This is a genomic window from Streptomyces sp. NBC_01352, assembly GCF_036237295.1.
Taxonomy (GTDB): domain Bacteria; phylum Actinomycetota; class Actinomycetes; order Streptomycetales; family Streptomycetaceae; genus Streptomyces; species Streptomyces plumbiresistens.
The window spans coordinates 3116562-3127872 of record NZ_CP108354.1; the positions used below are offsets into that span (position 1 = coordinate 3116562).

At 73.6% G+C, this 11311-nt stretch carries 6 protein-coding genes; 1 reads left to right on the top strand and 5 read right to left on the bottom strand.

The window, feature by feature from the left end; all coding sequences use genetic code 11:
• Positions 1–100: 100 nt before the first annotated feature.
• A complete protein-coding gene (locus tag OG252_RS14650; RefSeq protein ID WP_329336509.1) occupies positions 101–1228 on the bottom strand; it encodes an effector-associated domain 2-containing protein in 1128 nt (375 codons plus the stop codon).
• On the bottom strand, positions 1225–2415 hold the full coding sequence (locus OG252_RS14655; protein ID WP_329336511.1) for a hypothetical protein: 1191 nt from the start codon (positions 2413–2415) through the stop codon (positions 1225–1227). The genes OG252_RS14650 and OG252_RS14655 overlap by 4 nt, the downstream gene beginning before the upstream one ends.
• Before the next feature lie 151 nt (positions 2416–2566).
• Here OG252_RS14655 and OG252_RS14660 point away from each other — a divergent pair, with 151 nt between their 5' ends.
• Positions 2567–3853 carry a cation:proton antiporter gene (locus OG252_RS14660; protein ID WP_329336513.1) on the top strand — a complete coding sequence of 429 codons (1287 nt, stop codon included), beginning with the start codon at positions 2567–2569 and terminating at the stop codon, positions 3851–3853.
• A 104-nt stretch (positions 3854–3957) separates the two neighbouring features.
• Here OG252_RS14660 and fxsT read toward each other — a convergent pair whose 3' ends face one another.
• From fxsT to OG252_RS14675, 3 genes are read right to left on the bottom strand one after another with little or no spacing between them, the layout of a single operon-like run.
• Positions 3958–8541: an FxSxx-COOH system tetratricopeptide repeat protein gene (fxsT, locus tag OG252_RS14665; protein ID WP_329336514.1), complete on the bottom strand. Its 4584-nt coding sequence runs from the start codon at positions 8539–8541 to the stop codon at positions 3958–3960.
• Positions 8542–9648, bottom strand: a complete 1107-nt coding sequence (locus OG252_RS14670; RefSeq protein ID WP_266432656.1) for an AAA family ATPase — start codon at positions 9646–9648, stop codon at positions 8542–8544.
• Positions 9645–11192, bottom strand: coding sequence for a VMAP-C domain-containing protein (locus tag OG252_RS14675; RefSeq protein ID WP_266432658.1), 1548 nt, complete (start codon positions 11190–11192; stop codon positions 9645–9647). The genes OG252_RS14670 and OG252_RS14675 overlap by 4 nt, the downstream gene beginning before the upstream one ends.
• Positions 11193–11311: the final 119 nt, after the last annotated feature.

Sequence of the window (11311 nt, forward strand, 5' to 3'; positions counted from 1 at the left end):
CCCCCTTCTCGCACGGTGGCACGCGATGCCCCGTGCCCGTGTCCTTTTCCATCATGGCCATACATGCCCGGGTCGAAAACCGTACGATCACGCCACTCGATCATTTCCGATCGCTTCGGCGTCTCATTGATGCCTCGAATTCCCGCAGCGCCGCGTCGAGTTCGTCTCTGCGCCCGGGGTCGTCGTCGAGCGACACGACGGCGTCGAGCAGCTCGCCCAGGGCTTCCGGGTGGTGCCGGGCGAGCCCGTTGAGTATGCCGGCGGCATCCGTGCGGGCCTTGGTGTGACGGGGCAGCATCGCCGTGACACGCGGGTTCAACGCGGCGACCACCGTCTGCCGTTCGGTGGGGTCGGCCATCAACGGGTAGGCGAGCAGCGCCTCCACGGCCCGCAGCAGCGGCGAGAGCGGGCGCCGCTCGGGGGCCTGGCCTGCCACGGGAACGATCTCGGTGCGTTCGGGGCTCTGCAGCCGGATCTCGGGATACTGCAGAGTACGGCCCGCTTCCCTGAGGGCCGCGATACGTGTCCGTACGGCCGGAAACAGTTCCTCCGGATCGGGCGGGGCGGGCAGAGCGGCCGCGCGGTCGGCCAGCAGGGCGAGCAGCACCTCGGAGAAGAGGCCCGTGCCGCGCTCGGGGTCGTTGGCCGCGGCCCGGCCGCGCCCGGCGGCCCGCAGCAGGGTCTGCCGATGGGCGAGGTTGCGCCGCCCCACGGGCAGCGCGTCGGGCGGCAGGGCCTCCCGGAAGCCGAGACTCTCCTCGAAGGTCTCGCAGGCGTCCACGATCCACAGCTGCTCGGCGAAGGCGGGCACCGCGTCGCCTGCGTACCGGGCGAGCGCCGAGTCCAGGTCGATGCCCAGCTTGTCGACGGTGGTCGCGTCGGCGCAGAACAGCCGCAGCCGACCGGCCCGGTCGAGGACTCCGTGCCCGCCCCACCACACCCAGAGGACGTCCCCCTGCACCAGGGGGAGTTCCCGCACCAGGACGCGGCGCAGGGTGGCGTGGTCGGCGGGTTCGTACGGGAGATCGGGGACGTACGGCGGCAGGGGCGCCAGGTGCAGCCGGAGCCGGTCCGCCGGCACCCCGGCGTCGCGCAGCAGCCGGTGGAACGCGACAGCGTCCCGGGCCGGCCCCGGCAGGTCCCAGCCGGATCCGGCGTCGTATCTCTCGACACCGACGATCAGGGCGTGCACCCGGGCGGGATCCACGACCGGGCCGAGACCCGTCACGGCAGGCGGTCCACGATGTGCCGGTACACCGCCGGGTTGGTCCAGTAGGCGCTGTGGGAGGCCGGGAAGGGCTGGCGGCTGTCGACGGCGATGTCGGTGACGCGCCCCGGGAAGAGGCCCGCGCCGAGGTAGGAGAGCAGGTCGCGGGGGTCGTACAGGTTCAGCCAGTCCGGGACGTGCGGCGGCAGCGGGGCGGGGTGTTCGAGGGTGGGCAGGGAGCCGGACTCGTACAGGAAGGGCCCCTGGGAGCCGGCCGTCACCAGGAGGCGGACCTGGGGCAGCGGGGCGGAGATCAGCGTGTCCAGGGCGATGATTCCGCCGAGGCTGTGGCAGACCAGCGCGACGGGCGGCTCCAGGCCCGCGACGAGCGTACGCAGTTCCGCGCGGACCGCCTCGCCGCGGCTGAGGTAGCGCAGGATGTCCCCGGCGGCGGGGTGGGCGGCCTCGGTGAGGGCGCGGCGGCGGCGTACGACGGCACGGGACGCGGCGGAACCGGCGGCCCGCAGCAGCAGGGAGCGCAGCCCGCGTTCCGTACCCCGGGGCGGTGCGCCGAGGGCTTCGGCGAGCCGGTCGACGACGGCGTCCCTGGTGTCGCCGACCGGGACGAGCGGTGCGTCGGCGTCCAGGGCGTCGGCGATGAGGCGGGCGGCCAGGCTGCGGGCGGCGAGAACCGCCAGGTCACCGGGGTCGAGGGCGTCGGCGGCGGGGCCGAGCAGCGGATGGGCGGCCAGGTCGGTGGCGGCGCGGGCGAGCCCGGGACCCAACTCGGCGGCGGGCGCGTCCCCCTGGGCGGCGAGTGCGGCCAGCTGGGCCTGGAGCTTCTGTTCCGGCGGTACGGAACCCGGCGGACGCTCCACGACCGGCTCGCTGCCGGCCGCGGCGAGGGCGAGCTCGGCGTACGGGTCGGCATAGAGGGCGGCCCAGGCGGCCGCGGTGTCGTCATCGGCGGCGGCCGGAATGTCGGCGAGTTCGAGACCGAGCCCTCGGGCCGTACCCCCGGTCCCCGCCTGCGCCGGGAGACTCGCCCCGCCCGCGGCGAGCGTGGCGCCGTGTGCGCCTCCCCAGTAGTACGGCACGATGCGCAGTCCGTCGCGCAGGGCGGTCAGCCCGGCCGCCACGCGCCCCGCGAGCTCCGAGAAGCCGGGTTCGCGCACTCCTGTGCCATGAATGAAGACGACCGCCGTCATGTGCCCCCCGTGACACCGGTGCAGCGTTGTGTACGACTCCCGTTACGCCGTCAAGTTACCAGTATCATAAGGCGGTTGGGGTCGAGCACACATGCGAAGACCCTCCTGCGGCCGGACAACGGCCCCGACAACTGGACACCAGGGGGATGCCATGAGCCCTGACGCGATGGTCATGCATTTCGTGGGGGCCTCGGCCCTGATCCTGGTGGCCGCACACGCGGCCGGCTGGCTGGCGCGCAAGCTGAAACAGCCCTACATCGTCGGCCAGTTGACGGCGGGCATAGCGCTCGGCCCGTCCCTGCTCGGCAGCCTCGCACCGGACGCGTACGACAGCCTGTTCCCCGACGGCATCGGCCCGGCGCTCACCGGCTTCGCGCAGTTCGCCCTGGTGGTCTTCCTGTTCGCAGTGGGGTACGAACTGGATCTGAAGGTCCTCGGCTCGCGGGCGCGCACGGCGGTGACGGTGGCGCTGGCGGCCTTCGTGGTGCCGATGGCGGTGGGCAGCGGCTGTGCGCTGCTGTTCCAGGAGCAGTTGCGGGACCTGGGCATGCCGCGGGACCTCTCCCCCGCGATGGTGGTGTTCGCCGGGGTCGCCCTGTCGATAACGGCCGTGCCGGTGCTGACGGCCATAGTGCGGGAGAACGGCCTGGCCCGTACGGTGCCCGGTGTCGTGGCCGTGTCGGCGGCCGGTCTGCTCGACGTGATCGGGTGGACCGTACTGGCCGGGACGATGATGGACGGCGCCGGCGACGGGCACGCCCTGGGCTGGCCGTGGCGGGCGCTGCTCGCGGCCGGCTTCACCGCGTTGATGCTGGTGGCGGCCCGGCCGCTGCTGCGACTGCTGCTGTGGGGGCCGCGGACGCGGATGGAACCCTCACTGCGACTGGCGTTACTGATCGGTTTCGCCCTCGGGTCGGCCTGGGTCACCCACTCCCTCGGACTGCACGTCATCTTCGGCGCGCTGCTCGCGGGGGTCGTCGTGCCCCGGGAGAAGGGCGGCACCCTGGATCCGGAGCTGGTGCGGCCGTTGCACGACGTCAGCTCGCTGCTGTTGCCCTTCTTCTTCGTGGTCTCCGGGCAGTCCGTCGCGCTCGACACCATGGACGCCACGGGATGGGTCGCCCTGCTGGTGGTGACGGTGCTGGCCGTCACCACGAAGATTGGCAGCGGGACGGTGGCCGCGCGGCTGGGCGGACTGGACCGGGACGACGCACGGACCGTCGGAGTCCTGCTGAGCGCCCGCGGCCTCACCGAACTGATCGCCCTGAACGCGGGCCTCCAGGCGGGGCTGCTGAGCGAGCCGCTCTACACGGTCCTGGTCTTCATGGCCCTGACCACGACCCTCCTCACCCAGCCCCTACTCCTCCTGACCCGCCACCTGGCCGAACGCCCCCGACCGGCCCATTCGCCCCCCGTACCCGTGGCAGACATGGGCTGAGGCGCCCCCGAAGGGGCGCGGGGAACTGCGCGACCAGCCCCCACCGGCCGGCAGCGTCACCACAACCCGCGCCCACTCCCACACCACCGCCCGACCGCGGGAGGCTACAGCGGCATCGGCGCCATGTCGCACTCGATCCGCCGCCGCTGACGGGCCGCCAGCAGCCACGGGTGGTCGGCGCGCAGGATGCGGGTGAAGCCGTCCACCGCCTTGCGCTGGAGCTCGTCCGCCTCCGGGCCGCGGCCCAGGCCCCGCAGGTCCAGGGCGAGGTTGGCCGTGCAGGAGAGGGTCAGCGGGTGTTCCTCGCCCGCCACCTCGGCGAGCAGCGGCAGATTGGCCCGGTCGATCTCGTGCGCCCGCTCGAAGTCGAGACGTGCGTACGCCGTGTTGGCCTGGCCGAGGGCGACGGTCAGGGTGAGGACGTGGTGGTCGCCGACCGTCTCGGCCAGCCGGGCGGCCGCGGCGTCCTCCTGCTCCTGGGCGGTGTCGAGAGACCCGAGCGCCCGGAGCGTGGCGGCCAGGTTGGCCCGGGCCAGCAGCGTGTAGGCGTGGTCCTCGCCGAGGCGCTGCTCGTAGCGCCGCAGGGTCACGTCCGCCAGCTGGCGGGAGCTTTCGAGGTCACCCGCCAGCCGCTGGTCGACGGACAGGTTGGTCGCGGTGGACAGCGAGTCGAAGTGGTCGGGGCCGTAGCGGGCGACGAAGCGCCGCAGGGTCTCCTCGGCGAGCTTGGCCGCCTCGGCGAGCGCCCCGTCGCGGCGCCGGCACACCGCGAGGTTGCGGGCGATGCGCAGGGTGAGCGGGTGTTCCTCGCCGAACGCGGTGCGCGCCCGCCGGTGGACGTCCTCCTGGAAGTCGCGGGCGCCGGGGTAGTCGCCGCTCTCCCGCATGTCGATGGACAGGCCGTTGAGGGTGTTGAGGGTGAAGAAGCTGGCCGGGCCGAACAGCAGGTCTCGAAGCCGCGCGTTCTCCTGGTCCAGCGGCAGCGCCTCCCTGAACTGTCCGCACAGCCGCAGGTCGACGCCCCAGCTGTGGGTGGCCCGCAGTGTGGCGGGGTCGTCGGAGCCGAACAGGGACCGGCCCAGCTCGGTGGCCTCCTTGCCGAGGTCCCGCGCCTCCTGGAAGCGGCCCTGGTAGCGGCGGGCGTCGGCCATCTCGCACAGGGAGTCGATCAGCTCCTCCGGCTCGACCTGCATCCGGCGGGAGACCTCCAGGGCCTTCTCGGCGAGCGGGACCGACTCGGGGACCTGCCCGATCTGGCGCAGCAGGAACGAGAAGCTCTTCGACATCCGGACGACGTGGATGTCCTCCTCGCCGGAGGTGGCGAGCCAGGCGCTCCAGGCCTGCCGGCCGAGGTCGGCGGCGCCTTCGTGGTCGCCCCAGTAGTAGAGGAACCACACGGTGTCGTAGACGAGTTCGCGCACCCACTGGTCGGTGCTGGTGACCGCCTGCGAGGTGAGCACGTGCGGCAGCAGTGCCTGGTAGGCACGCCACTCCAGGGAGGACCCGTAGGCGCCCGGCTTGGCGGCCGACAGCAGCTGGTGGGCGGCGTCCCGCATCCGCTGCCGCTCGTCGGCGCTCAGCTTGGCCAGGAGCACGGTCTGCAGCAGGCGGTGCATCTGCAGGGTGTCGGAGCGCGGGTCCACCTTGATCAGCGAGAACTGACTGAGGTCGCGCACCGCGCGGTTCAGGCGGATCGACTCGCGCAGCAGCGGGTCGATCTCGGAGGTGATGCTGACGCCCCGGCTGCCGCGCAGCATGGACCGCGGAATGGGCTCGGGGGCCATGCTGGCGCAGACGTCGAGGAGCTGCCGGGCGCCGGGGTTGTTCTGCTGGATCCGCTCCAGCGAGATGTCCCAGGCGGCGGCGACGGAGACCGGGTAGTCGGGGTTGGGGTCGAGTTCGAGGATCTCGGGGCTGCGCTGGTCGAGCAGGTCGAGGTACTCGTCGACGAGCATGCCGGTGACCGCGCGCCAGGCGCCCGCCTGCTCCACGGCCAGCGGCAGGTCGCCGAGGGCCTCGGCGAGCCGGTCGGCGTCCTCGACGCTCAGGTCGGGCGAGCGTTTCTGGAGGAGCTCGATGGACTCCTCGCGCTCGAACACGTTCACCGGCAGCGGGGTGGCGACCCGTTCCCAGGCCCGGTTCCGGGAGGTGACGATGACCTTGCCGGGCCCGTTGGTGGGGAAGTAGTTGCGCACCGCCTCGACGTCCTCCGCGTTGTCGAAGACGAGCAGCCAGTTGTCGTACGGCGCTCCGGTGCGCAGTGCCTCCAGTACGGCGGGCACGGCGGTGTTGGCGGCCGGGGCGCCCAGGCTGTCCTGTCCGGTCGGGGCGACGCCCAGCTGGGCGGCCAGGGTGGCGAGGGCGGCCAGGATGAGGCTCTCGCGCTCGGCGGGGATCCAGCAGACCACCTTGTAGTCGTGCTGGTGGGTGTAGATGTACTCCAGCGCGAGCTGGGACTTGCCGACGCCGCCGAGGCCGTGCAGTGCGTGCGGCAGCACGGCCGCGGTGTCCTGGGCGCTGAGCTGCTCCTCCACGGACCTCAGCAGCGTCTGGCGGCCGACGAACGACGTGTTCCTGAGGGGAACGTTCACCAGAAGAGCCGGTGTTGCGGTCGTGGTGCTCTGCATGAGCTGCTCAGCCTCCGGGGCTTCGTGTTGGTTCGCGTCGGTTACCAGGCTCTGCACGGGGGGCTCTCCAGGTCCGTCGGGGACGTTAGCTGGATCCGTCCCATCCCCGGAGCCGGATGATCCCCCGCCGCCCGGGTGGTTCACCTCAGGGAGTGAGCCCGCGGGCAAACGGGCAGGCACCCGTTCGGCGGCACCGGTCCCGAGCCTGGCGAGGTTGGGTTCGATGCGCCTGGCGCGTTCGGAGTACGGTCCCGACAGCGCGCGCATCACGGCCAGTTCGCTGCGCACCCAGCCGTGCTCGGCGGGGTCGGGCAGGGTGGCGCCGGCCGGGTCCCGCAGGGCGGCGCGCAGGGCGAGGCCGCGCGCGCCGGCGGCGGGCAGCTCGCCCACCACACTGACGGTGCGAGCGAGTTGGCTGCGGGTGGTGGTGGCGAGCAGTGCCTCGCGCACCCCGTCGGCGAACTCGGGCCGGCCCTCGCCGCCGCTGTCCCAGTCGATCAGCCCGCCCATGAGGATCTCGGCGAGGTGGTCGGGACCGGTCTCCGGCATGGTGCGCCGCCGCAGCTGTTCCACCAGGTCGAACTCGAAAGGGATCGCCGCGAGTTGGGTGGCGAGCCGGCGTGCGGCGGGGGTGGCCAGCGTGAAGAACCGGCGTACGGCGGCGGTGGCGGCGCGCGGGAAGCGCGGGGCGCGCAGTCCGGGCGCGGGGGAGCCCTTGGTGAGGGTGCCGGCCAGGACGACGGGCAGGGCGCGGCGTACTCCGCGCTCCGAGGTGACGAGGTCGGCCCAGGCGGCGAGGGAGCCGGCCTTCAGGGACAGCACGGGCACCGGCACCGAGCCGTCGCCCGCGGCGGGCAGCGGGCGCAGCGGGTCGGGGCCGCCGGGCGGCGCCCAGTGGGCGAGGCCGTCGTTGGCGGCGCCGAAGCCGCCGGCCTCCAGGACCGCCTGGTAGGGGTAGAGCGAGGAGCGGTGGCGCAGGTGCGGCGGCAGCAGGTGGACGAGTGCGGTGGGGCCGGCGTGGGCGAGGCGGCCGAGCAGCTCGTCGGCGGCGGGCGCGGCCCAGCCGTGGGCGAGGCCGTCGGTGACGACGAGGAAGATGCGGCCGCCGCGTCCGTCGAGGAGTTCGGCGGGGTCCGCGGCGGCCCGGCCGGTGCCCCAGCGCAGGGTGGCGGTGCCGGTGCGCGGCACGTTCACCCGGACCGTGCGCACCCCCCGGAAGGCGCCGCTGTGCTCGGCGGCCCGGGCGAGGTGGGCGGCGGCCTCCTCCCAGATGCGCATGGTGGGCGCGTCGTCCATGAGGAGGACGAGGTCGAAGGCGGAGGTGCGGGCGGGCCGCAGGAACGGCAGCCACATGCCGTCGGCCAGTCCCTGCTCGGCGGTGGTCTCCTCGTCGAGCTCCAGGGTGTCGCGGGAGGGGATGCGCCGGGCGAGCCGGTGCAGGGCGCGGGCGAGCAGGGCGGTGGCCCGGCCGGGCCCCTGCTGCGGGCGGTCGTCGGGCAGCAGCGGCCGGCCCACGTGCAGGGCGAAGGGCCCTTCGGGATCGGGTAACAGCCGGGCGAGTACGGCGAGTTCGCCGCTCGCGCCGTCGGTGTCCGGCCGACCGGGCCGGTGCGCCGGGTCCCGGGGCGGCGGGGTCTGCGGGCCGGGGGTGCCGGCGTCGGCGGGCGAGCGCCGCGGTGGTCGTACGGCATCGGCGGCGGGCCCGGCCTCGCCGGCCGCGGGCGCCTCGGGGTCTCGTACGGCGGTGTCCTCGCGAGCCGGCGGTGGGGTCGTGGGCGGGGTGTCGGGGCTCTGCGCCGCGTCTTCCCCGGCCGGGCGGTCGTGGTGGGACCAGTGGGCGGCGAGCCAGACGGCGTCGGCGACCTCCTGCCAGCGCGGCGCGGACTGCTCCTCGGCGTGGGGCGGGCGGGCCGGCGCGTCCTGGTCCAGGGCGGCGGAGAACGTCGCTCCGTGCTCTCGCAGGTACTCGACGGACTCGGAGAACGCCGAAGGGGGCGACGACCCCGATACGGGACCTCCGTCGCCGAGCCCGGACGCGCGCTCCCTGGGAAAGCCGGTCATTCAGCGGCCCTTCGCGAGGTCGCGGAGCAGCATTTCCACGAGCTTACGCCCGTCACCATCCGCCTGGAAACCACCCGCGGTAGTCATCTGGACAGCGTTGAGTAGCTGGTCCAGAGAGTGGGTTCCGCCGGCCTGGACCCGCTGAACGAACAGGTCGACCAGGTCTTCGGTGCCCTGCGGGCGCCCTTCGAGGTGCCGTTCGACCATGGCCAGGAGTTGCTCCCGGCTGGGGGTGCGCATCTCCAGCGGCAGGCAGCGCCGGCGGAAGGCCGCGGGGAATTCGCGTTCCCCGTTGCTGGTGATCACCACGACCGGGAACTCCCGGGCTTCGACCCGGCCACCGCGCACGAGGGCGTGCCCGCCGGGGTCGCTGGTGTGGACGCGCGCGGTGTCCGCGGCGTCGCGCACCAGCTCCGGGACGTCATAGCTTCCGTTCTCCAGGACGTGCAACAGGTCGTTCGGCAGGTCGATGTCGCTCTTGTCGAGTTCGTCGACGAGAAGCACACGGGGACGATCGTAGGGCAGCAGGGCGGTGCCGAGGGGACCCAGGGTGATGAAGTCACCGAGAAACGGAGGGAGTTGGCGATCGCCCGTCGAGAGCGCGGTGTTGACGTCCTCCAGGGGACCCCCGTCGACGGCCTGCGCGTCGAACGGTGCGGTGAAGCCCGCCTCGCGCAGGCCCGCCTGCCAGGCGGCGATGGCCTGGGCGCGCCCCATGGCGTCATGGACGTAGAGGCCGTCGCGCAGGGTCGTACGGCTGACGATGTTCCACTCCAGGACCCGGCCCAGGCCCAGTTCGCGGGCTATCAGGTAGGCGAGGGTGGACTTGCCGACGCCGGGCGGGCCGGTGATCAGCAGGGGCCGGCGCAACAGCAGGGCGGCGTTGACGGTGTCGATCTCGTCCGGGCCGAGCTGCGGGGTGATGTCGCCGGGGCCCAGGCGGCGCAGCGCGGCCTCGGGGTCGTCGGGCGGGGTGGGCTGGAGCGGTTCGCCGCGGAACCGGCGCCAGGGCGGCGGCTCGGGCAGCCGGGGCGGGACGGCCGGGGCGCTGCCCGTGGCGTGAAAGACGCGCCAGCCGTTCGGGGACGTCTGCTCGTGCGCGCTCATGCCGGTGCCTCCTCGCCGGCGAGATCGCCGGGGTCGATGTCTACGAGTCGGGTGGGGTCGTCCCAGAAGAAGCCGATGTGCCGGCCGAGGAGCCGGCTCGGCCCCTGGGTGTGCGACGCGGCCTTCTGGCGCAGTCGGTGGATGGCGGTCGGGATCTGCGCGGGCGTCGGCACGGCGGCGAACACGGCGGTCACCACCTCCCGGCGTTCCTCGTCGAAAACCCCTCGGCGGTCCCAGACCGCGAGTCCGATCCCCTCCGCGATGGCGGCCTTGAGCGCCTCCAGGGCAAAGCGGTCGGCCGGGGCGTCCAGCACCACGGCCGTATGTCTGTTCTCCCCAGCCAGCACGGCCTGCCATGCGTCCAGGCGCCCACCATCCGGTTCACTCCAGCCGTGCACCGTGACCCCGTGCTCCCGCAGGGTGCGCCAGCGCTCCCGCCACTGCTCCCTGACCAGCACGTCGTTGCTGCGCATGCGCTCCAGGCTGCGCAGGTGAACCCCGTACTTCAGCCCGAGCGGCAGCGGCCGCCCGTCGCCGATCCGGTGCGTCAGCCCGGCCACATCGTGGTTGAGGAGGTCGTACGGCAGGACGAACTCGATGTACGGCGGCGGCTGCACGCGTCCGCCCGCGCCCGGTTCGGGGGGCACCGACCAGAGCCGGGAGCCCTGCTCGAGGGCCTGTTCGACGGCGCTGCCGAGGCCGCCGAGGGTGGTGACGGCCGGTTCGCCGGGCTGGGGGTTCCAGTGACCGGGGACGGTGTTGAGCCAGGGGCGCACGACGACCTCGCCGGAGCCGTCCTGCGCGGGTTCGACGGCGACGATCAGACAGCGCGGGATGTCGGGGTCGCTCGCCACGCCGGCGCGCGCGGCCCTGCGCCGCTCCAGCTCCTGGGTCAGACCGGCGCGGCGGGCCCAGTCGTCGGCCCAGCCGGACAGGGCGGCGCGATGACCGGGGGCGAGGGCGAGCCGGGCCGCCCGGTCCAGGAGGAGCACGGCGGGCGGCAGGCCGTCCGGCTGGGTGTTCCACTCCAGGACGTGGGTGAAGAGCTGATCCGGTAAGAGCCTGGTGGGCAGGTCGAGGCCGTTGAGCTCCCCGACCAGGTCGTCCCGCAGCCGGCTCGCGGAGATCTCGCCCTTGGCCAGGACGGCACGGGCGCTGCTCTCGTCGTCGCGGCTGAGCGGGCCGGGCGGGCCGAGCGGCGTCTCGGGGGCGGCGGCCGGGAAGGGGTCGATCAGCCGGTCGAGTTCGTCGCCCGCGGGGTTTCCTTCGAGGAGACGGACCACCCCGACGAGTACGCGCTCCCCGCCCGCCACGTTCAACGCGACCCGCACCAGCGCCACCACGTCATCACGCTGTCGGACACCGCGTACGTCGACCGGCCGGCCGAGGTACTGCCCGAGGAGCGCGGCGAACTGGCGGCGGCTCTCGGAGTCCTCCGTGCAGCTCAGCTCGCACAGGCCGTCGGTCAGGTCCTGGAGGAGCTGAAGTCCGCGCGGGCGCGCGCGATCGTCGATGGGCTTGCCCAACCCCGCGCCTGTCTCCACCGACTGTCCCCCATGAAGCCGGTACGCCTGCCTGACCGACCTGCGAAGTTAGCACGGCAACTGGCGGTTAACCAGGGACAAGTGGGGCCGCCGGAGGCGAAGTCCGGCCGAGCGCCCCC

Coding starts and splice junctions, on each gene's coding strand:
- OG252_RS14655 (WP_329336511.1), bottom strand. CDS start 2,415: ATGACGGCGGTCGTCTTCATTCATGGCACAGGAGTGCGCGAACCCGGC.
- OG252_RS14660 (WP_329336513.1), top strand. CDS start 2,567: ATGAGCCCTGACGCGATGGTCATGCATTTCGTGGGGGCCTCGGCCCTG.
- fxsT (WP_329336514.1), bottom strand. CDS start 8,541: ATGACCGGCTTTCCCAGGGAGCGCGCGTCCGGGCTCGGCGACGGAGGT.
- OG252_RS14670 (WP_266432656.1), bottom strand. CDS start 9,648: ATGAGCGCGCACGAGCAGACGTCCCCGAACGGCTGGCGCGTCTTTCAC.